Origin of the sequence: Arthrobacter psychrochitiniphilus, from assembly GCF_003185915.1 — a bacterium.
Classification (GTDB): Bacteria; Actinomycetota; Actinomycetes; order Actinomycetales; family Micrococcaceae; genus Specibacter; species Specibacter psychrochitiniphilus.
Genome location: NZ_QHLZ01000007.1, coordinates 157,003 through 178,906 on the forward strand (window position 1 = coordinate 157,003; position 21,904 = coordinate 178,906).

General features: G+C 59.8%; 19 protein-coding genes. 15 read left to right on the forward strand and 4 right to left on the reverse strand.

Features of this window, described 5'->3' with window-relative positions:
• The first annotated feature begins 22 nt into the window (after nt 1-22).
• The 6 genes from CVS29_RS12390 (at nt 23) to CVS29_RS12415 (ending at nt 7,276) form a co-directional block, all read left to right on the forward strand.
• On the forward strand, nt 23-916 hold the full coding sequence (locus tag CVS29_RS12390) for a F0F1 ATP synthase subunit gamma (protein ID WP_110106638.1): 894 nt from the start codon (nt 23-25) through the stop codon (nt 914-916).
• Nucleotides 917-967: 51 nt separating this feature from the next.
• Entirely contained in the window at nt 968-2,425 is a 1,458-nt protein-coding gene (atpD, locus tag CVS29_RS12395) for a F0F1 ATP synthase subunit beta (protein ID WP_110106639.1), read from the forward strand.
• A gap of 2 nt (nt 2,426-2,427) precedes the next feature.
• Nucleotides 2,428-2,718 carry a F0F1 ATP synthase subunit epsilon gene (locus CVS29_RS12400; protein WP_110106640.1) on the forward strand — a complete coding sequence of 97 codons (291 nt, stop codon included), beginning with the start codon at nt 2,428-2,430 and terminating at the stop codon, nt 2,716-2,718.
• 25 nt (nt 2,719-2,743) lie between these two features.
• A complete protein-coding gene (locus CVS29_RS12405; protein WP_342766784.1) occupies nt 2,744-3,160 on the forward strand; it encodes a DUF2550 domain-containing protein in 417 nt (138 codons plus the stop codon).
• Between the two features lie 118 nt (nt 3,161-3,278).
• Nucleotides 3,279-4,649, forward strand: a complete 1,371-nt coding sequence (locus CVS29_RS12410) for an alpha/beta hydrolase (protein WP_110106642.1) — start codon at nt 3,279-3,281, stop codon at nt 4,647-4,649.
• Between the two features lie 41 nt (nt 4,650-4,690).
• Nucleotides 4,691-7,276 (forward strand): bifunctional lysylphosphatidylglycerol flippase/synthetase MprF, encoded by a 2,586-nt coding sequence (locus CVS29_RS12415; protein ID WP_170120970.1) that lies wholly within the window; start codon nt 4,691-4,693, stop codon nt 7,274-7,276.
• A gap of 99 nt (nt 7,277-7,375) precedes the next feature.
• Here the strand turns inward: CVS29_RS12415 and CVS29_RS12420 are convergent, their stop codons facing one another.
• The 3 genes from CVS29_RS12420 to nucS form a co-directional block, all read right to left on the reverse strand.
• The gene (locus CVS29_RS12420) at nt 7,376-7,579 is read right to left on the reverse strand and encodes a cold-shock protein (RefSeq protein WP_110106644.1); all 204 of its coding nucleotides are present in this window, start codon (nt 7,577-7,579) and stop codon (nt 7,376-7,378) included.
• Nucleotides 7,580-7,723: 144 nt separating this feature from the next.
• Entirely contained in the window at nt 7,724-8,968 is a 1,245-nt protein-coding gene (locus CVS29_RS12425) for an N-acetylglucosamine-6-phosphate deacetylase (RefSeq protein ID WP_110106645.1), read from the reverse strand.
• A gap of 36 nt (nt 8,969-9,004) precedes the next feature.
• Nucleotides 9,005-9,709 (reverse strand): endonuclease NucS, encoded by a 705-nt coding sequence (gene nucS / locus CVS29_RS12430; RefSeq protein ID WP_218868028.1) that lies wholly within the window; start codon nt 9,707-9,709, stop codon nt 9,005-9,007.
• A gap of 60 nt (nt 9,710-9,769) precedes the next feature.
• Between nucS and CVS29_RS12435 the strand changes: the two genes are divergently transcribed.
• Nucleotides 9,770-10,138, forward strand: a complete 369-nt coding sequence (locus CVS29_RS12435; protein WP_110106646.1) for an ATP/GTP-binding protein — start codon at nt 9,770-9,772, stop codon at nt 10,136-10,138.
• A gap of 10 nt (nt 10,139-10,148) precedes the next feature.
• A complete protein-coding gene (locus CVS29_RS12440; RefSeq protein WP_110106647.1) occupies nt 10,149-10,940 on the forward strand; it encodes an alpha/beta hydrolase in 792 nt (263 codons plus the stop codon).
• A 106-nt stretch (nt 10,941-11,046) separates the two neighbouring features.
• Here CVS29_RS12440 and CVS29_RS12445 read toward each other — a convergent pair whose 3' ends face one another.
• Nucleotides 11,047-12,396, reverse strand: coding sequence for an AI-2E family transporter (locus tag CVS29_RS12445; RefSeq protein WP_373366697.1), 1,350 nt, complete (start codon nt 12,394-12,396; stop codon nt 11,047-11,049).
• 204 nt (nt 12,397-12,600) lie between these two features.
• Here CVS29_RS12445 and CVS29_RS12450 point away from each other — a divergent pair, with 204 nt between their 5' ends.
• The 7 genes from CVS29_RS12450 (at nt 12,601) to CVS29_RS12480 (ending at nt 21,815) form a co-directional block, all read left to right on the forward strand.
• Nucleotides 12,601-14,925 (forward strand): hypothetical protein, encoded by a 2,325-nt coding sequence (locus CVS29_RS12450; RefSeq protein ID WP_146213048.1) that lies wholly within the window; start codon nt 12,601-12,603, stop codon nt 14,923-14,925.
• A 114-nt stretch (nt 14,926-15,039) separates the two neighbouring features.
• The gene (locus CVS29_RS12455) at nt 15,040-15,984 is read left to right on the forward strand and encodes a tetratricopeptide repeat protein (protein ID WP_110106649.1); all 945 of its coding nucleotides are present in this window, start codon (nt 15,040-15,042) and stop codon (nt 15,982-15,984) included.
• A gap of 140 nt (nt 15,985-16,124) precedes the next feature.
• Entirely contained in the window at nt 16,125-16,910 is a 786-nt protein-coding gene (locus CVS29_RS12460) for an ABC transporter ATP-binding protein (protein ID WP_110106650.1), read from the forward strand.
• Nucleotides 16,892-18,475 carry a transporter gene (locus tag CVS29_RS12465; RefSeq protein WP_110106651.1) on the forward strand — a complete coding sequence of 528 codons (1,584 nt, stop codon included), beginning with the start codon at nt 16,892-16,894 and terminating at the stop codon, nt 18,473-18,475. The genes CVS29_RS12460 and CVS29_RS12465 overlap by 19 nt, the downstream gene beginning before the upstream one ends.
• 161 nt (nt 18,476-18,636) lie before the next feature.
• Nucleotides 18,637-19,419, forward strand: coding sequence for a glucosamine-6-phosphate deaminase (gene nagB / locus CVS29_RS12470; protein WP_110106652.1), 783 nt, complete (start codon nt 18,637-18,639; stop codon nt 19,417-19,419).
• Nucleotides 19,420-19,615: 196 nt separating this feature from the next.
• On the forward strand, nt 19,616-19,942 hold the full coding sequence (locus tag CVS29_RS12475) for a DUF3039 domain-containing protein (protein ID WP_110106653.1): 327 nt from the start codon (nt 19,616-19,618) through the stop codon (nt 19,940-19,942).
• A 106-nt stretch (nt 19,943-20,048) separates the two neighbouring features.
• Nucleotides 20,049-21,815, forward strand: a complete 1,767-nt coding sequence (locus tag CVS29_RS12480) for a DEAD/DEAH box helicase (RefSeq protein ID WP_110106654.1) — start codon at nt 20,049-20,051, stop codon at nt 21,813-21,815.
• The last annotated feature ends 89 nt before the right edge of the window (nt 21,816-21,904 follow it).

Sequence of the window (21,904 nt, forward strand, 5' to 3'; positions counted from 1 at the left end):
CAAGGATAAGGAAAGGACAAACATGGGAGCCCAGATCCGGGTCTACCGCCAGAAGATCGCCTCGACCACGTCGATGCAAAAGATCTTCAAGGCGATGGAACTGATCGCTACGTCCCGCATTGGAAAGGCACGCTTGCGTGTTTCGGCTTCATTGCCGTATTCCAATGCGATCACCCGTGCCGTTTCTGCCGTTGCGTCCCAGTCCGAGGTCGACCACCCGCTGACAACCGAGCCGGATTCAATCCGTCGGGCTGCAGTGTTGGTCATGACTTCCGACCGTGGTCTTGCCGGTTCCTACTCCGCCAGCGTTTTGAAGCAGGCAGAGCACCTTATCGAATTGCTGCACGAAGAAGGAAAAGACGTCACGACCTACTTGGTCGGCCGTAAGGCACAGGCGTACTTTGACTTCCGTGGCCGCGATTACGCGAAGGTATGGACCGGTGGAACCGATGCGCCGGAATTTGAAACTGCACGTGAACTTCGCGAGGCTTTACTTGCGGATTTTGCCACTGACTTTGAAGAGGGTGGCGTGGATGAAATCCATGTCGTTTACACCCAGTTCAAGTCAATGGTTGTTCAGGAGCCGACCGTAATTCGTCTGTTGCCGCTGGAAGTTGTTGAGGAAGAAGTTCAGTCCTCAACCGACCTGTTGCCGCTGTACGAGTTCGAGCCGCAGCCCGAGGACGTCCTTGACGCCCTGCTGCCGCGGTACATTGAGTCACGCATCTTCTCAGCACTCTTGCAGGCGGCAGCTTCCGAGCTTGCAGCACGTCAGCGGGCCATGAAGTCTGCGGGCGATAATGCCAACGATCTGATCAAGAAGTACACGCGTCTTCGTAACAACGCCCGGCAGGCTGAAGTTACGCAGGAGCTCTCCGAGATTGTTGCGGGCGCCGACGCGCTCAACGCGTCTTAGCAGCCCAATTCATACTTATTCAATGCCATCTACACAAGTGAAGTGAGAGAGATGACTGCCCAACTCAACGAGCAGGGAACCGCAGCGAAGGCCGGTGCCACAGGCCGCATTGCGCGCGTTATCGGCCCGGTTGTCGACGTCGAATTCCCGGCTGACGGCATTCCCGCTATTTACAACGCACTCACCACCGAGATTACTCTCAACGGTGAGACGAAGACCATTACCTTCGAGACCAGCCAGCACCTAGGAGACGGCGTTATTCGCGCCATCTCCTTGCAGGCCACCGACGGACTTGTCCGCGGCAGTGTCGTGAAGGACCTTGGTAGCCCCATCACCGTGCCTGTTGGCGACGGCGTCAAGGGTCACATCTTCAACGTCCTGGGCGAACCCCTGGACGTAACGGATGCAGAGCTCGATTACACCGAGCGCTGGTCCATCCACCGCAAGCCCCCGGCATTTGCCACTCTCGAAGGCTCCACGGAGATGCTCGAGACTGGTATTAAGTCAATTGACCTTCTGACCCCCTACATCAAGGGTGGAAAGATCGGCCTCTTCGGTGGTGCCGGTGTTGGTAAGACGGTTCTGATCCAGGAAATGATCACCCGTGTTGCTCGTAACTTCGGTGGTACCTCGGTATTCGCCGGTGTTGGTGAGCGAACACGAGAAGGTAACGACCTTTGGGTGGAAATGGAAGAGTCAGGTGTTCTCAAGGACACTGCTCTAGTTTTCGGCCAGATGGATGAGCCGCCGGGAACGCGTTTGCGCGTAGCCCTGTCAGCTTTGACCATGGCCGAGTACTTCCGCGATGTGCAGAACCAGGACGTGTTGCTCTTCATTGACAACATCTTCCGTTTCACACAGGCCGGTTCCGAGGTTTCCACACTGCTGGGGCGCATGCCTTCAGCCGTGGGTTACCAGCCCAACCTGGCTGATGAGATGGGTCTCCTGCAGGAGCGCATCACCTCAACCAAGGGTCACTCGATCACGTCCATGCAGGCCGTTTACGTACCTGCTGATGACTACACCGACCCGGCCCCGGCCGCGACCTTCGCCCACTTGGATGCGACCACGGAACTTTCCCGTGAAATCGCTTCACGTGGCCTGTACCCGGCCATCGATCCGCTGACTTCAACCTCGCGTATCCTTGACCCGCAGTACGTGGGTAAGGCTCACTACGACACCGCAGTGCGTGTCAAGCAGATCCTTCAGAAGAACAAGGAACTGCAGGACATCATCGCGATCCTCGGCATTGACGAGCTCGGCGAAGAGGACAAGATCGTTGTGGCTCGCGCCCGCCGTATCCAGCAGTTCCTCTCGCAGAACACCTACACGGCCAAGCAGTTCACCGGCGTCGAAGGCTCCACGGTTTCCATCGCGGACACCATTGAAGGCTTCACTGCTATCTGCGACGGCGACGTGGACCACATTGCCGAGCAGGCGTTCTTCAACATCGGCGGTATGGATGATGTTGAGCGTCAGTGGGCCAAGATCCAGGAATCGACGAAGTAATCATGGCTAACCTCGAAGTTGAAATCGTAGCTGCGGACCATTTTGTCTGGTCCGGTGCAGCGACCCTCGTCAAGGGGTTCACCAGCGAAGGCGAGATCGGCATTTTGCCCGGTCACACCCCGATGCTCGCGGTTTTGGCGCCGGGCTTGCTGGAGATCGCTCCTGTGGACGGATCCCGCTTCCTTGTTGAAGTGGACGGCGGCTTCTTCTCGGTTGATAGCAACCGGGTTGTCATCGTTGCTGACAATGCGCAGTTGAAAGACAGCGCAACGTCAGGCGCAGGGATTCGCTAGCAATCAATTGATGAACGAACTCGGTATGCCGTTCATCGTGCTGGCAGGATTGCTCCTGCTAGTTGTTCTATCATTGTGCCTCTTTGGGGTGCGTCGCTTGGTTTTGCGACGCACCCTGGGCACCTTTGACACCTCCATGTGCCTGCGTTCAAATCGCTGGGCCATGGGGGTTTGTCGTTATCAGGAGTCAAATCTTCAGTGGCTGAGGACATTGTCCTTGAGCCCGATCCCAGTAAAAACCCTGCAACGGAACAAGATTGTGTTGGTTGGCCGCCGCGATCCTAGCGAAGCTGAGCTGACCCGGGTTCCCCCCGCCACCGTGATTGTGGTGCTGGACTATGAAGGCGCAGAGATCCTGCTCGCCATGAAATTCGGTGCTTACACCGGCCTCTCCTCATGGCTTGAAGCTGGTCCACAGCCCGGCATGAACACCCGGCGCTAACACACAGCACTTTCCCATACTTCGGCGCTAACACCCAGCGCTCTCCCATACTTTGGCGCTAACATCACTGTGCTCCTGCATTTGGCGGGCGTAAGTCTCAATAGAGTGCGGCGGCAGCATGCAAACAGTTCAAAATCTTAGCCTCATTAGCGGACCCATCCCCGTGCTATTTGGCGTTCTGGGGGTAGCCGCCGTACTTTTTCTGCTCTTTCGCCGATCGTGGCGCTGGTGGCTGTTTGCCCTGGCCGCCGCAGCAGTGGCCCTGCTGGTGGGCTTTGGTAGCTCGTGGCTGGTGATCCACGTCCTCTACTGGTGGCCGGAGGATCTGCCCACTGCTGTTGCCCTGTATGTTGCGCTCATGGTGTGGGCCCTGCTCATGGGAAGCGCGACGGCGTATGCCAGCTTTCGACGTCGCCGGCCAGTGAGTGCGCCTGCCGAGCGTGAGGGAACGAGCCGACAATTACGGCGAGCCGTTTCCCCTATGCGTGGCACTTTTGCCGTGCTGGCTGTTGCCGTGGTGGCTGCGGTGGTGGGCGTGGGCATCAACGCCGATTTTGGCCAGTATCCAACCCTTGGCAGCCTCATGAAGTCAGAGACTGAAATCTCCACGGCCGTGCTGCCCAAGCCGCACCAGGGCCAGGAGTCTCGTTTCATGAAGAGCGCTGTGTCAACGCGGTGGACGCCCCCTGCAGAGATGCCCGTGCGAGGCACCGTGCGTTTGGAGCCCATACCCGGGACTATTTCGGGCTTCAAGGCCCGCAAGGCCGTGGTGTATCTGCCTCCGGCCTACTCTGAGGCACAACGGCCGGTATTGCCCGTACTGGTTATGGTGAGCGGCCAGCCGGGGTCACCGGAATCGTGGCTGAGCTCCACGGGCTTAGTCAACCAGCTTGACGCCTATGCCGCCTCTCATGGTGGGCTGGCACCGATTGTGGTGATTCCGGATCCCAATGGCAGCACACAGGGAAATACAATGTGCATGGATTCGAAGCTGGGACAGGCTGATAGCTACATGTCCAAGGATGTGCCGACGTGGATCAAATCCAATCTTGAGGTAGATACCAACCCTGCCCATTGGGCTGTGGGCGGGTTCTCCTATGGAGCCACCTGCTCCTTGCAGATGGTCACCAGGCATCCGCAGATCTACCAAACGTTCATGGCGATTTCCCCTGAACGGGAACCGGCCCTTGCCGTGAACCGGTCATTGACGGTGGATCGGGCTTTCAACGGTGACACGGCTGCTTTTGATGCGCTCTTGCCACTGACGCTTATGGCACACAACACGTACCCGCAGATTCATGGCTGGTTTGCGGTAGGAAACGCTGATACCACGTATTCTGCCAATGTGAAGGTACTCGAAGCGGCAGCCAGCAAGGCCGGCATGAGCGTAAAAAGCGCATCCTACCCGGGAGGGCATTCCTGGGCTGTAGCCGATGCCGCTCTGCCTCAGGGCTTGGCGTTCGTCTTTGCCCGGGTTGGTCTTCCATGACCATGGTGGGGGCGACCACGAAGTCTGGGTGGGCCAGCCGCATGACGCCTGCGGTGCTGGGATGGGTGCGGCGGGCACCATTGAGCACCGCCTTGATGGCGACCATCATCGTGGGGCACGTGGCCTCGGGCGCCTTCCTAGCCAGGCTGCCAGGGCCAGTGGCACGTAATTGGGGCTTTCAGCCGGCTGATCTCAGTGATGGGCGCTGGTGGAATATTTTCAGCACGCTCTTTCTCAGTTCCAGCACCGCCGCCATGGTGTTGGGAATCGCCGTAGTGGCCGTGGTGGTGGGGATTTCCGAATTTACTGTGGGTACCCTGCGCACGGCCGCACTTTTCTGCGCAATCCAAGTGGCCGCCGTCGTACTTTATACGGTGATCATTGGGCTGGGCAGCACGCTCGGTATAGATTCCCTGGAGGGAGTGGATCAGGCAACACTGCTGGGTCCGTTTGCCGCCTCCGCCGGGACGCTGATGGCGGCAAGTCAGGGAATCTCACTGTTGTGGAGGCGCCGTGTGCGGGTCTCGATCCTGTCCACGGCGCTCATGCTCAGCGTGTATGTGGGGCATGCCCAGCACCTCTTCATCCTTGTGGCGGCGCTGATTGGGCTCGCCGCCGGGAAGGTGTTCTTCAAGGCCGCCGGCCGTGGAGGGACCAGGCGGTCAACAAGTCATGAAATACGCACCATCTTGGCCCTGGTGGTGGCCGTCTTTGCGGTAGGGCCGCTGGCCGCCGCACTGGCACACGTGGCGGTGGGGCCCCTAGCGATGCTGCGCACCTGGATCACCAACCAAGAACCCACACTTTCGCAATGGCAGGGCAGTTGTCATGTGGCTAATGCCGCCTGTCAGGGTATGGTCAAGGACCTTGGACTTTTTGGCTCCGGCGGTCATTTACTGGCACTGATGCCGATGCTGTTGCTGCTGGTTTGTGCGGAAGGACTGCGCCGGGGCAGCCGCCTGGCCTTGTGGGTGGCCGTCTATTTCCACCTGGTTATTGGACTGGTTTCAGCTGTCTACTTCCAGGTCTTTGCCGGGGTGGGCCTGTCATTGCGGCGCGGCCACCGCAGCCTGAGCATCAACGAATCAGTGTGGGAGCTGCTGCCAGTGGTTCTCATGCCCCTACTGATCGCCGTATTCTTGATCATCTTTCGCCGGCATTTCCGCGTTGAAACAGATCCAGTGCTGCGGCGCCGGGCACTGATCTACTTGCCGTTGCTGTTGCTTGCCGTAGTGACGCTCTACGCGGTGGCGTGGTTGGCCGAGGGGAATCTGGAGGACGGTGTGGGACTGCCCGCCCTGGTAGCGGCCATTCCACGGATCGTGCTGCCCTATCCCTTTCCTTTTAGCTATGCCGCGAATATTTATCCGCACGGGTTCTTTTCCCAACTCCTGTTCAGCTTTGGTGGGCTGGTGTTGTGGCTGGCCAGCACCGTGAGCATTCTGGCACTGTTTCTGAGCCGGCGCCTGCACAGCGGAGGTGTAGACGATATTGTGGCGGCGAAGGCCTTAGTGCGCAGGGGAGGAGATTCCCTTTCATGGATGACCCTGTGGGCCAAAAACCAATACTGGTTCAACAGCGCCGGGACAGTGGCCGTGGCGTACCAGGCGCACCGAGGGGTTGCGCTTACCGTAGGCGGGCCCATTGGGGAACCTGAGGACTATGAGTCTGCCGTGGATCAATTCCTTGATTTTTGTGCCGAGGAATCTCTCACCCCCTGCTTTTATTCCGTCAATGAAGCTCCCGCCGCCATGCTGGAGCAGCGTGGCTTTCGAGGAATTGTTGTGGCTGCTGAAACGCTCCTTGACGTTCGCAGCATGGACTTCAAGGGCAAGGACTGGCAAAACGTCCGCACTGCGCTGAACAAGGCGGCAAAACTGGAAATCACTGCGCAATGGTGCCATTACGGGGAACTGACCACAGGGCAGCGCACACAGATCCACGAGATTTCCGAGGACTGGGTCTCCGGCCAGGCGTTGCCCGAGCTTGGCTTCACCCTGGGAGGACTGGAGGAACTTAAGGATGAATCCGTCCAGCTCGCCCTGGCCATTGACGCCACCGGGCGGATTCACGCCGTCACAAGCTGGCTTCCAGTCTTTTCCCGCGGCGAGGTAGTCAGTTGGACCCTTGACTTCATGCGCCGCAACAGCGGCTCCTTCAATGGCGTGATGGAATACCTCATTGCTCAGGCTGTGCAGCATTTTGCGCTCACGGTCGATTACATTTCCCTCTCGGGTTCGCCCCTGGCTGGTTCGCCACGCTCAGGTTCGCCGCGCTCTGGGGCGGCCCATGTGGGTTCGGCCCTGGCGATGCCGGCCGGGCCTGGCGATGCCGTTGCTTCAACGGCTGCGCCATCACCTGCTGTGCCTTCACCTGCTGGAACTGTTGCTGACGGGCAGGAAAACACCCTGGCGCGCATGCTGGAACTGCTGGCCCGCACCCTGGAACCGGTCTACGGGTTCTCTTCCCTGGCCAATTTCAAACAACGTTTCAAACCACGGCACAGGTCCTTGTACTTGATGTATCAGGACCCGCTCTCGCTGCCTGCCATTGGCTGGGCCGTGGGCGAGGCATACCTGCCCAATGTTTCAGTGCGGTCGTTGACCAAGCTCTTGCGCCGGCAATAATAGCGCTGGCAATAGCGGCCAGCAATGACGGCCCCCGGCGCTATTGCTGGGGGCCGCTAAAGTTCTGGTGCGTGCCGTTCTAGTGCGTGCTAGAACACATCAGAGCGTGGTGACGCCGGTGGCCTGGGGACCTTTGCTGCCTTGACCAATCTCGAACTCCACCCGGGCATTTTCATCCAAGGTCTTGAAACCGCCGCTTTGAATTTCTGAGTAATGGACAAACACATCGCCCTCGGCGTTGTCCGGGGTGATGAAGCCGAAGCCCTTTTCAGCGTTGAACCACTTGACGGTTCCCTGTGCCATTGATTTCTCCTTGTGATGAACGTTCATGCTGTACCGCTATATGTACCGCATAAGGCGCCGAGGCAGTTGCTCCCGAGCCTCGTTTAGCATGACATGCGTCACATTCAAGGTCAATGAATGCTACTAAAGAGTCGCGATTGTTAACTAGCGCAGCCAGAGACCTGCACGCATGACGCGCTGCAGCTCCAGATCGGCATTGACAATGAGCACATCTGCCCGTAGCCCGCGGCGCAATGACCCCACTTCATCCGTGAGCCCCAACACCGCGGCAGGGACCGAGGTGGCTGACTTCAGTGCATCCGCAAATTCCACCCCGGCTGCTGTGGTGCGGCGCAGCACATCCAACAAGGTGGCGGTGCCTCCGGCAATGGAACCAGTTGCATCCAGTGTGGCCACACTGTTGGTGACAGTGACAGGGGAAGGACCCAGCATGTACTGGCCGTCAGCGAGCCCCGCAGCGGCCATGGAATCGGTGACCAACAGGATGTTCTCCGCGCCCACAATCTCAAACACCATCTTGACCGTTTCCGGGTCCAGGTGGGTGTTATCGCTAACAAGTTCAACGGCAGCATTCCCAGCTTTGGCGGCCCGCAGGCACGCGGCAACAGGACCGGGGGAGCGGTGGTGCATGGGAGGCATGCCGTTGAAAAGGTGGGTGACAGTGGGTCGTCCGGAGACGCCGTCGAACCCGGTGGAATCCAGGCCCTCCCGGGCCTGCTCCAGAGAGTTCGCAGCCGTCACGGTGTCGGAGTCCGTGTGGCCTACAGACGGGGTGATGCCGTGGCTGGTGAGCAGGTCAACCAGTTCCGGGGCGCCGGGCAATTCAGGGGCGTACGTCATGGTGGTGATGGTGCCGCGGCCAGCTTCAATGAGGGAAGTCATGAGCTCTAGGTCCGGGTCCAGGAGGAACGCCGGATTCTGGGCGCCACAGCGTGCGTGGGAGAGGAAGGGCCCTTCCAAGTGGATACCGGCCAGGAGGCCCTCGGCCGTCATATCAGCATAAATGCCGATGCCTTTGATGAGGTCTTCAGGGGATGCTGTGACCATGCTGGCCAGCAGCGTGGTGGTGCCGGCGCGGTGGAGGAAATCTACGGCAACCCGGGCGGAGGCCTCGTTTCCGCTGGGGAAGTCTCCTCCGTTGCCGCCATGATTGTGCACATCAACCAGGCCAGGGATCAGGCGCTGCCCGGCGGGTAAGGAAATAATGTTGGCGGCATCCATATCACCTGCGCCAAAACCGGGTTCATCGAAGTGGTCGGCACGGCCGGCGTACAAAATCCTGTCTCCTTCGATGGCGAGCAGTCCGCCCTCAATGACACCGTGGTCAGTGACAACGGCACCTTGAATCAGGTATTTGGTGGACGCGGGCGCGGAGCGTGGATCAGTCATGGCTTCAAGTCTAGTCAGGAAGGGGGGAAAACTTCTCTAAAATAGGCGTGAGGCGCTGTCATCCACGCCGCGCATGGCGTCGTAATCGAGAGTTTTGCACTCAATGCCTCGGTCTGTGGCGAGTGTTTTAGCCTGCGGCTTGATTTGCTGGGCAGCAAAGATGCCCCGCACGGGGGCTAACAAGGGATCACGGTTGAGCAGTTCCAGGTAGCGTGTCAACTGCTCCACCCCGTCAATGTCACCGCGCCGCTTAAGTTCAATGGCTACCGTGGCCCCGGCCGAATCGCGGGCTAAAATATCCACCGGCCCGATGGCCGTGAAGTACTCCCGGCGGATCAGCGTGAAGCCTGCGCCCAGCAAATGAAGTTGCTCGGCCAACAGCCGTTGCAGGTCCGCTTCCACGCCGTCCTTGATGAGGCCAGGGTCGGTACCAAGATCGTGGCTGGAATCATGGAGCTCTTCGTAGATGTTGATGATGAGCTGTTCATCAGCTTTGGTGGATTTCACAATCCACTGGGAGATGACACCGTCTTCAAGTTCGGCATCCTCCGGTCCCACAATCCGCAGAGTTGCCGGCGGGCTCATCCAGTTCAGCGGCTTGTAAGAGCCACCGTCTGAGTGCACCAGCACGGAACCGTCAGCCTTAACCAACAGGAGCCTTACGGCGAGGGGAAGATGGGCTTTGAGGCGTCCGACGTAATCGACGGAGCACTTGGCAATCACTAAACGCACGCCTGTCATTCTAGCGGTTACCGGACCGTGATGGGCCCCAGGCCCACTGAGGTGCGGCACAATGGAAGCATGCCCCGCTCGAACCACCCACGCCGCCGCACCTCCGCCGTCCGCGGCTCCAGCCAGTCTCGGGGACGCGGAGCCCAAGGTACCGGGCAGTCGGCGGGCGACGATGACGGCTTTGACCTGAACCGGGCCCGCCTGGGTATCGCCACAACGGAGTCAGCCTCGGACGGTCTCTGGACGGTTCGCACCATCACTGCTGGTAACGCTCAGAAGTCCTACACCTGCCCTGGCTGCCACCATCCCGTGAGCCCCGGCACTGCGCATCTTGTGGTGTGGCAGGAAGATGCCCTTTTTGGCGTTGAGGCAGGCTTGCGCGATCGCAGGCACTGGCACACCAACTGCTGGCGCGGGCGGAATTACAAATACCGGTAGGCTCAGGGGCATGGTTTTTGATCCCGCTTCCCTTGATTTTATTGATTCCGGCGTAGTTACCCCGGTCCGTGCCTCCACGATCTTGCCGGCCGTGCGCGAGAACATTGAACTGACCACGGCTGACGGACTGACTCTGGTGGGTGAATTGGCCTTGCCGGCCGACGGCGTCGTCCGGGCCACGTTGATCACGCTGCACCCGCTGCCTACACATGGCGGCTTCATGGACTCGCACGTGTACAAGAAGGCCTCTTACCGCTTACCGGCGCTGGCGGGGATTGCTGTGTTGCGGTTCAACACCCGCGGCACCGCCTCTGCGCGAGGCACGAGTGAGGGGAGCTTTGACGAGGGTATTGGCGAACGCCTCGATGTTGAAGCTGCGGTCCAGTTCGCTGTAGACCGCGGCCTGCCCAACCGCTGGCTGCTGGGCTGGTCCTTCGGCACCGAGCTGGTGCTCGAATACGGTGCGGTAGCCCCAGTGGCGCAGCAGGTGCAGGGGGCTGTGCTGCTCTCGCCGCCACTTCACCGGGCCACTGATACGGATTTGCTTGCATGGTCCGCGTACGGCAAACCACTGACCGTGCTTGTGCCGGAATTCGATGACTACCTGCAGCCGGAAGCTGCCACGGTCCGGTTCGCCTTAGTGCCCCAGGCCAAGCTCATAGCTGTTGACGGTGCCAAGCACTTGTGGGTGGGGGAGAAGTACGCTGCCCGAGCCTTGAATGAAATTGCTTCGAGCGTCTTGGGCACTGACGTGGAGTTGTCCGCACAATGGCACGGACCCGTGGCGGCACTTCCCGTTTAGCATGCGGCTGGCTTTTAGCGCTTGAATTCCAGAAGGAGGGGCGGATTCCCGCCCCTCCTTCTTACTTCTTTAGGATCAAAAAACGATCTCAGCCCAGAGGTGAACTTTAGTTCTTGTCCTGCCGGGCTATGAAGACTTCTCTCACCAGCAGCATCACCGCAGCGGCCGTGGGGATCGCAATCAGTGCGCCCAGAACACCGAGGAGTGTGCCACCGGCAATCACCGAAATAACGGCAACGGCGCCGGGAACCGCCACGGCCTTTTGCATGATGCGCGGTGAGATGAAGTACGCCTCAAACTGCAGGTAAGCAAAGTAGCAAATGGCGTAAATGATGGCGGTCTGCCAACCCGCTGTCAGGCTGACGGCGATCACCACAATCGCCGCGATCATGCCTCCCACCAGTGGAATGAATGCCAGCAGCGCCACAACAAAGGCCAGCAGGACGCTGAAGGGGATGCCCAGAATGCTCATGACGATGAAGGCAAAGGTGGCGTTGAGTACGGCCACGCACACCTGACCTATGACGTAATTGCCCACGCCGCGAGTGATTTCCTCGCTCAACTCTTCAACACGGGAGCGCTGTGAACGGGGTGCAAGGCGGTAGCCCCACTTCTTGATGGCAGGCAATGAGGCTAGAAAATACAGGCTCAGGACCAGCACAATAAGGGTGCCAAAAAGTGCATTAGCAATAGTGGTGCCAACACCTAGTACTCCGCCAAAAATACCGCCCACAGCTTGTGCGTCCTGGAAAAACTTGGCTACTTGCTCGTTGATCGTGTCAAGGACGTGGTACTGGACATCAAGTTGTTTGAAAAAATCCGAGTTGAGGAAGTCCTTGATCCATACCGGAGCCTTATTAATGAGCTGGGTAGTCTGCTCAACAATGGTAGGAATTAATGTGGCGAAGAACAACGCCACCACACTAAGCAGAGCAAGCAGAACCACAACTATTCCCAGAGGGCGCGGGACCTTGCGCTGCTCGAGCCAGCGGACCACTGGGTCCAACCCCAAAGCGATGAACAAAGCTGTCACAATCCACAACAGTAGGGATTGCGTGTTCGCCAGGATAGAGCTCAGAAACAAGGCAATGCCAACGCCCACGGTTCCCATAAAGCCAAAGTAAATAGGATGGCGGACCAAGCTGCCCCCGCTGGAACCTTCGTTGTTGCTCATGGGCGCGCCCGGTCCGCTCGGAGCCATCGGCAGGTCAAAGCGCACGCGAGGCTGTGCACCCGGAACCGGCTGCCGGATTTTGTCCGCCACCCAGCTGCGCCAACCCCGTTGAGCTGGTTTTGCTTCGAGAGATATTGAGGCGGCCGATGCCGCAACGGGGGCGGCCAACGTGGGGTTTGCTTCACCCTGCTCTTGGCGTGTTTCATTCCCGCCCTGAAGCGGAGCCGGAGTGGTTTCTTCCGGGAGCGGCTGTTCGCCGCTTGGATCTGGGGAAGAGTTCACTGTTTCTGCCTTAATGTCTGATGGATGGTGGCAAATTCTTCCACTTCCTTTAGTGAATAGAGGTTACCAGCGCTTGAGTGTTCAAAACGTGCGCCACGGGGATGCCAACGTGATAAAAGTCAAAGGAGAATGCCCATTAGATAACGGTTCAGTTACCCTTGATCTAACGATCACAGCAGTGTTCCGTCGATGTTAGGTAAGTTCTTGCGTTCAAAAATTGCGATTGTCTTGGCCATCCTGGGCCTCTTGGTGTTGGGTGCAGGCATTGGCCAGCGCACCATCTGGCTCCCTCCGGCCACGCTTACAGCCACAGCGCCGGCGCCCTCCGCGTCTGCACCACTGACTGTTATTGGTCCGCAGCTGCTCAATACTCGTGATGGCCAGTTCACCATGACCGTCAAGAGCGATGGGCCTCTGCAGCTTGCTGTGGCACGCCAGGACGATATCCTCGGCTGGGTAGGGAATGGCGCATATACCGAGATTGGTGGGGCCGATGCGGACTTTACTCAGCTGGCGGCCACCAGCCACAAGGGTGAGGCCACCGTGCCTAACCCTGCAGGCTCCGATATGTGGGTCAGCGAGGAAAAAGCCGATGGCGAACTCAGTTACACCTGGCAGGCTCCCGGCCGCGGGGACTGGGCCTTGCTCCTCTCTGTTGATGGCAAGGCCGCAGCGCCTACCGACATTTCCATCACGGTGGACAACGAAGCTGGCACCCCTTGGGCCGTCCCGCTGATGATCATTGGCTCAGCGCTGTTGGCTCTGGCCGCACTGATGTTCCTTATTGCACCAAACAAGCCCAAGGCAGAAGTTGCGGCAGGACGCCGTACTGCTGGCCGCGTCCCGTCCGATCCGGCCACCGGCGCACTGGAAGTGGACAAGATTGTAGCGTCCCGTTCAGCTGCCAAGCAGGCAGACGGTCCCGGCGCCCCTGCCACGATTGACGAGGCCCGCAAGGCAGAAGCCGACAAGGCAGGCCCAGACAAGGCAGGCCCAGGCAAGGCAGGCCCAGGCAAGACAGGCCCAGGCGATGATTCCACTGATCGCCCGGACAGAAGCTCAAGGCAGGACAAAGCTGCCCCCGTTCACGCAGTTGTTTCCGGCGATGCTACCTCCGCCCTGCCGCTGATGCTGTCTAAGACTGAGCCCCCCGCTGCGTCCAAGCCCAGCGACGCTCCGGTGGATCCGGTGGCCGTTGAAACTGAGTCCAGCTCAGATTCCGGCACCTCGGACCAGGCTGATCGGGACCAACCTGATAATGACCCCTCTGATCAGGACAAGCCTGATAACAACAAGCCTGATGACAACACGCCCGATAACAACAATGGCGGAAATAATATTGCTGGGGAGAACATTATTGCTGGGGAGAACATTGCCCGGAAGAACAAGCCTGCTAAGAGTAAACCTGCCAAGGACACGCCCGGTAAGGACCAGCAGACGGAGTTCAGGGCGCATGAAGGAACCATGGGACTGATGAACAAGCGCGCTAATTTCACCACCCGTTGGGGCGCGGCCTTGGCCGCAGTTCTAGTGGCTGGCAGCCTCAGCCCTGCTGTGGCTGCCGATCCCACCACACCGGCAACGAGTCCCTCAGCCACAGCTGCTGCCACAGAATCTGCGCCCGCCACGGCAACAGCCGTGCCGTCCACGCCAGGTTTCCCCGCACTGCTCGATAGCCAAGTGCAGCGTATTTCCTCGGCGGTTGCTGCTGCTGTGGCGGCTGGTGATAATGCAAAAAATGCTCAGGAACTTGAAGTTCGGGTTTCGGGAATGGCCTTGGAAGCCCGCACAGCCAACTACAAAATTCGGGCCAAGGTATCCAAGCAGGCGGCCATGGAACCGGTGAATGCCTCAACACTGCTGGCCAAGGTCGTCACCACAACGGAGACTTGGCCCCGTTCCAGCATGTTGGTTACACAAGGTGAAAACAATGCCCTGCCTCAGCTATTGACGCTGGTGCAGGCAAGCCCGCGGGAAAACTACAAGCTGATTCAGGCAACGCCTTTGCTGCCCGGTCAAACTTTCCCCAAGGTTGATAAGGAAGGCACCAAGGAATTGCCTCTTGATGCTGCTGATGGTCTGGCGATGAGCCCTGCTGACGCCATTGCGGCCCTGAGTGACCGCCTCACAAAGGCCGATAGCAAATTCAAAACCTCCTTCAATGACAGCGTCTACATTCAGAGCGTCCTTGATACCCAAGCCACCATCCTCAAGGAAGCCAAAGACGCCAGCTACGTGTTCAGCCACAAGGCAGACACCGGCCAGGTAGTAAACCTGCGCACGGCTGACGGCGGCGCCATGGTGGTAGTTGGATATAACTTCGGAATCGACGCTACGAGCAAGGAAAACGCCAACCTGACCGTGGGCGATGACGCGGCAGTATTCACGGGAGGCAAGGAAACCACCAAGGGCTTCACCCTCAATTACGCTGAGCCCGTGGTCATGCACATTCCGCCCGCAGGCTCGGATGGAAAAATCACCATCTTATCCGCTACCCGCAACCTGGTAGGCGGCAACTTCAAGAAGTAATTTCGCCTTGCACAGGGGACCCGGACGCTATCAGGAGTCTGAGTCCCCTTTGCCAGGTTTCACCCGCGGCGAGATTTAGCTAAGGCCGCCGCCTTGCCCAGTTAGAGTGAGTTCATGAGTCAAAACAGCCCCATGTCACCCAACGGCCTGTCCGGAGTTAACCTCCGTGGCGCCGTCGATCTTTCCGCCCTGAAAAACCGTGCCGCGGCCCCCGCGCCTGGCGCTTCCGCCAACGCCTCGCCCTATGCGGTGGACGTGAACGAGGCAAGTTTCCAAGAGTTTGTTCAGCTTTCGCAGCAGGTTCCCGTTGTGGCGGCGATGGGTTCTGGCCGCTCGCAGCAATCGGCCAACGTGACCGCCATGCTGGAAAAGGTTGTTAACGAATTCGGTGGCCAGTTGGCGCTCGGCCGGATCGATGTTGATAGCAGCCCGCAAATTGCTCAAGCTTTTGGCGTGACAGCGGTTCCCACAGTGGTGGCACTGATCAAGGGCCAGCCTGTGCCCATGTTTGAGGGTGAGCTTCCCGAGGAACAGGTCAAGGAGTTCTTCAATGAGCTCCTGAAGGTCGCAGCCAGCAACGGTGTTACCGGCAATCTCGGTGGTGCGCAGGACCCGGCGGCCGTGCCCGAGCCGCAACTGCCACCACTGCATCAGGCCGCCCGCGACGCCATTGAAGCAGGGGATTTGGAAACGGCGCAGAGTAGCTACGAGAAAGCCTTAGCTGAAAAGCCCAACGATTCCGACGCTAAGATCGGTTTGGCCCAGGTGCAGCTGATGCGCCGGACCGCTGGTATCGATGTGGTGGCGGCCGAGGAGCTGCGCACCCGGGCAGCCAGCGATCAAGACGATCTTGAAGCCGCCTTGGCCGTTGCGGATCTGGACGCGACAGGTGGTCATGTTGAGGACGCATTGGCACGGCTGGTGAAGTTCATTGCCACGCATTTTGGCCCCGAACGCGAACCTGCCAGGATCCGCCTCTTGGAGCTGTATGACGTTGTGGGCATCAGCGATCCGCGCGTTTCTGCTTCGCGGCAAGCACTGGCCCGGGCCTTGTTCTAAAGCTGCGTTCTCGAGCCGCGAAGCCGGCGGGTGGCTGCCGTGTCATTCTTGTGGGGCCAATTGCCGGAGTGACACGGAAGTGCCAAAATCATCCTTTGGGATAAGTCACATGCAACCTCAGGATTGCTAGTGTCGTCTTCATGAACACCTCGATTGCGCCCTCAGAGACCCGGCCACCTGCCCTGTCAATTCGCGGACTGGCGAAGCGTTTCGGCGAGAAGGTGGCCGTTGACAACATCAACTTGGATGTTCCTGCCGGATCCTTCTACGGTTTGGTGGGGCCCAACGGCGCCGGAAAAACAACCACGCTATCCATGGCCACGGGGCTGCTGCGCCCGGACTTTGGTCAGGTAAGCGTCCATGGTCTGGACGTTTGGGCACAACCGTTGGAAGCCAAGAAGCTCATGGGTCTGCTGCCTGACGGTGTGCGCCTCTTCGACCGGCTCAGCGGTGAGCAGTTGGTCACTTACGCCGGTCTCCTGCGGGGCATGGACAAAGACACCGTGGCGTTGCGTGTGAAAGACCTCCTTGCCGCCTTGGACCTGACCCGGGACGCCGGGACGCTGGTGGTGGACTACTCCGCCGGCATGACCAAGAAGATCGCCCTTGCCGCGGCACTTATTCACGCCCCGAGGCTGCTGGTCCTTGACGAACCCTTTGAATCGGTGGATCCTGTCTCCGCCGCCAATATCCGTGACATCCTTCATGACTACGTAAATTCCGGCGGCACCGTGATTGTCTCCAGTCACGTCATGGACCTGGTCCAACGCATGTGTGACCACGTGGCCGTGATTGCCGGCGGCAAAGTCCTGGCTGCTGGCACGGTGGATGAGGTCAGGGGCGAAATGAGCCTGGAAGAGAAGTTCGTGGAACTTGTTGGCGGCCGTAACCAGACTGCGGGGTTGTCATGGTTGCGCACCTCTTAAGACTAAAAGTTGCGCTGTTGCGCAACTCCATGAATCGCACGCCCTGGCAACTGGTAGGGCTCATCATTGGGGCCCTGTACGGGCTGGGCATCTTGGTCATGGTGCTGGTGGGCCTGGCCGTGCTGGGTGCCACTGATTCGGCGCTGGTAGGCACCGTCCTTGTCCTTGCCGGTGCGGCACTGTTCCTTGGCTGGCTTATTGTTCCGGTGGTTGCCGCCGGATTGGATATGACACTGGACCCTGCCCGCTTCACCACCTACGCCATCCCCATGAAGAGCATGCTGACCGGCCTGGCGCTCTCAGGTTTCATCGGTATTCCAGGTGCCATCACCTTGTTGGCCGCCGTGGGCACCGCCGCGGCCTGGTGGCGCCACCCGGTGGCAGCTGTTGCCGCCCTCATCTGCGGAGCCCTAGCCGCGCTGACCTGCATTGTTGCCTCACGGGCCATCACGGCCGCGAGCACCAGTCTGGCATCCTCCCGCCGTTTTAGGGACGTCAGCGGCATTGTGGTTCTGGTCCCGCTGATGCTTATGGGCCCCATCATTGCCGGCATCTCCAGTGGAATCACTGACTTTGCCGATTTCCTGCCCCAGCTGGCAAACACTGTGTCCTGGACTCCTTTGGGCGCCATCTGGGCGGTGCCGGCCGCCATTGCCAGCGGCGCCTATGGTGCTGCCGCCGTGAAATTCCTGATTGCGCTGGCAACCATTGCGGCACTGACCTGGGTGTGGAAGGTGTGCCTGGTCCGGGCTCTTGTGACCCCCGCGTTCTCCGGAAAAGCCAGGCGCAAACCGGGCAAGTTGGGCTTCTTTGCCATGTTCGCGCAAACCCCCACTGGCGCCATAGCTGCCCGCTGCCTCACCTATTGGTTCCGGGATCCGCGCTATAGTGCGGGGCTGCTCATCTCCCCACTTATCCCCGTTGTCCTGGTATTTGGCGGTTCTCAGACGGGGGGGATGGATGCAGTGGGACCCATCCTGAGCTATTCCGGCGCCATTGCAGCTTTCATGATTGCGTGGAGCATTTCCTCCGATATTTCCTATGACAGCACCGCGTTCGCTCTGCACTTGGCCTCCGGTGTTTGTGGAAAGGCAGATAGGACCGGACGTGTTCTGGCTGCTTCCGTCCTGGCACTGCCACTGGGATTGCTCTTTGCCATTGCCGGAAGCGTTGTCTCCGGAACCTGGGCGCAGTTCCCACCGGCCGTGGGCCTGATAATGGGTGCTGCCGGCGCAGGACTGGGCCTGGCCAGTGTGCTCTCATCCCGCTTCACCATGATGGCTCCCTTGCCGGGGGAGAGCCCCATGAAATCCAAGCCGGGCAATAGCTTCGCCACCGTGCTGGTTCAGTTGGGCGGCTTTGTCGGTGCGGGGGTACTAGCTGCCCCCGTAGCAGTGCTGGTCATCATTGGTGCCGTCACCGGCCAGCCACTGTTTGGCTGGTTGGCCTTGCTGGTTGGTCTGCTGCTCGGCGCCCTGTACGTGGTTTTGGGGATCCGCATTGGCGGGGCGCAATATGAGCGCCGTGGACCGGAATTGTTGCAGTCCGTTTCTGTAGATCGCTGAGACTGGATATGGTTAGAGCTACAAAGCAGACCCAAGGCAAAAGCGCCCTGTCAGCCACCGCTTGCGGAGTGCGCTGGCGGGGCGTCTGTGCACTTGCGCCCGTCTGCGACAAGCCGTTAGTCACCGCTTTCTGAGGGTGGCAGTGAAAGGAAGCGTGTTTCATGGAGGTCATCATCGTCCCCAGCAGCAAGGAAATTGGGGCGCTTGCCGCCGACTCGATCGAGGCCTTGGTGCGTAACAAGCCCAACGCCGTGATTGGCCTGGCCACGGGTTCCTCCCCGCTGCCCATCTACGATGAGCTGGCCCGCCGCCACGCTGACGAGGGGCTGAACTTTTCCGCGGTCAGCGGCTTTGCTCTGGATGAATACGTGGGCCTGCCCTCGGGCCACTTCGAGTCCTACCGCGAGGTCATTCGCCGCGAGTTCACGAACCGCGTTGATGTGGCAGCAGAGAACGTGCACGGCCCGGATGGCTCCACCGAGGATCTGTTGGGTGCCTGCCAAGCGTACGAGGATGCGATTTCTGCCGCGGGCGGCATTGACCTGCAGATCTTGGGCGTCGGCACCAACGGCCACATCGGCTTCAACGAGCCAGGCTCCTCGCTGGCCTCACGCACACGCATCAAGACCTTGGCCGAGCAGACACGCCAGGACAACGCGCGCTTCTTTGATCATCTTGACCAAGTTCCGCACCACGTGGTGACGCAGGGTCTGGGCACCATCATGGATGCCCGCCACTTGGTTCTGGTGGCCTTCGGAGCAGGCAAGGCCGACGCCGTACGCGACTTCGTTGAGGGCCCCGTGTCCGCAGCGTGCCCGGCCTCGATCCTGCAGTTCCACCCCCGGGCCACCGTCATCATTGACGAGGCTGCAGCATCGAAGTTGGCAGGTGCTCCAAGCTACCGCCACGCCTATGACAACAAGCCCGCCTGGCAGGGTCTGTAAAAAAGTAGGGCCACTGACGCCACGTCTGCGGTTGCGGGAGCTCACCTGAACGAAAAGGTGGGCTCCCGCAGCCGTCCCCTCCCAACGCTCCCGCAGTTTCGGCGCGTTTTCCAGGGACGCTCCCTCTCCTTCAGACGGAGTGTGATGTGGGAGCCACTACGGTGAGTCGCGGACGTGAAGACGGTAGACTGAATTTATGAGTTTGCCTCCAGACCCCTTTGAAAACGATCCGAACTACGGACCCGGCCAGACCGGTGGTTCCACTGCCGTGATTGAGCGCCAGGAACTGAAGCAGGAAGTCGAGCCCGGAGACAGCGAACGGTTCTCGCATTATGTCCGCAAGGAAAAGATCATGGAATCGGCCATGACCGGAGATCCCGTTGTGGCGCTCTGCGGCAAGGTCTGGACTCCGGGGAGGGACCCCCAGAAGTTCCCCGTCTGCCCCGAGTGCAAAGAGGTCTATGACGGACTGCGCCCCGAGGGTGGCGGCAAGGGCAAAGGCCCGAAGAAGCCCAAGAATTAGTTCGGGGCTGTAATTCTTTTTTGGGAACGGTTTAAAACCGTTCAATCGCCGTGCCCGGAAGTGGGAACGGAAGCGTGGAAGAAGTGACAAGGATGGCGGATAATTCGTGACGGAGACATTGTTTGGTGGCCCGTCGCTGCCTCCGGCCTATCCTGAGCGCGCCGCATGGGGTACAGCACAAAAGCTGCGTGCATGGCAGTCAGAAGCCATGGAAAAGTACTTCAACGAGAGCCCGCGGGACTTCCTGGCCGTTGCTACCCCGGGTGCCGGAAAGACCACGTTTGCCCTGCATATTGCCACACAGCTAATAAGCCGCGGGCAGATCAACAGGGTCACGATCGTCACACCCACCGACCACTTGAAAAAACAGTGGGCAGACGCCGCGGCGAAGGTGGGCATCGCGATTGACCCAAACTTTAAAAATGCTGATGGCCGCCACGGCAAGGGCTTCATTGGTGTAGCCGTCACGTACGCCCAAGTTGCCAGCAAGCCCATGTTGCACCGGGCCAAAACTGAGGCCGCGCGCACCCTGGTCATCATGGATGAGATCCACCACGGAGGCGACGCCTTGTCCTGGGGTGATGGCATCCGGGAAGCGTTTGACCCCGCCACACGCCGTTTGGCCTTGACGGGTACCCCGTTCCGCTCGGATACAGCGGCCATCCCGTTCGTGGAATACGCCGAGGACAGGGACGGCATTCGCCGGTCAAAGGCTGATTACACCTATGGCTACGGTGAAGCGCTCAAGGACCACGTGGTGCGCCCCGTCATGTTCATGGCGTATTCGGGGCAAATGCGCTGGCGCACCAGTGCTGGTGAGGAAATGGCTGCAACGCTGGGCGAGGCTGTGACCAAGGATGTCACCTCGCAGGCATGGCGCACGGCGCTGAACCCCGAGGGGCAGTGGATCCCTGCCGTCCTGGCCGCCGCGGACAAGCGCCTCACCGAGGTGCGCAGGGCAGTGCCTGACGCCGGTGCCATGGTGATTGCCACAGATCACGAGGACGCCCGCGCCTACGCCGCAGAGTTGAAGAAGATCACGGGAGAGTCACCTACCGTCATTTTGTCCGATGACGCCAAGGCTTCCGCCAAGATTGATTCTTTCTCGGCAGGGGACAAGCGCTGGATGGTGGCCGTGCGCATGGTCTCCGAAGGTGTTGACGTGCCGCGTCTTGCTGTTGGTGTGTACGCGACCTCGACGGCGACTCCGCTGTTCTTCGCTCAGGCCGTGGGCCGTTTTGTGCGGGCCCGCAAAAGGGGAGAAACGGCGTCGATCTTCCTGCCTTCAGTGCCCAACCTGATGGCACTGGCCAACCAGCTTGAGCTGGAGCGCGATCACGCGTTGGACCGTCCGGATAAGGATCCGGATGGCTTTATTGAAGAAGATTCCGAGATGGAGGAGGCCAACCGTGAGGAAAAGGCCTCCGACACCCTGGAGAAATTCAAATTTGAGGCGCTGGAATCACAGGCGTCCTTTGACCGGGTGTTGTTCGACGGCGGCGAGTTCGGTACCGGCGGCGCGATTGGCAGTGAAGACGAGCTCGACTTCCTGGGCATCCCAGGACTTCTCGACGCCGACCAAATGGGTTTGTTACTGCGTCAACGCCAGGCCGACCAACAGAGCCGCAAACGCAAGAAATCTCCGGCCGAACCCGAGGCGCCGCCGTTGGTGGACCACCGGCTGTTGATGGATCTACGAGGCGAGCTGGCCAAGAACGTCTCCGCGTGGAGTTCCCGATCAGGGATGCCCCACGGCATGGTGCACAGCGAATTGCGCCGCATCTGTGGCGGCCCGGCCGTGGCACAGGCTGATGAAACTCAGTTGCAGACCCGGTTGAAGAAGCTCCAAGACTGGTTTATTGGGCGGAAATAGCAGCCCGACAGCCCAACACTACGTTTCCGCGCCCGCCTCCCACATCCGCTACCGGTATACCGGGCGCATTTGTGGGGGACGGGCGCGGA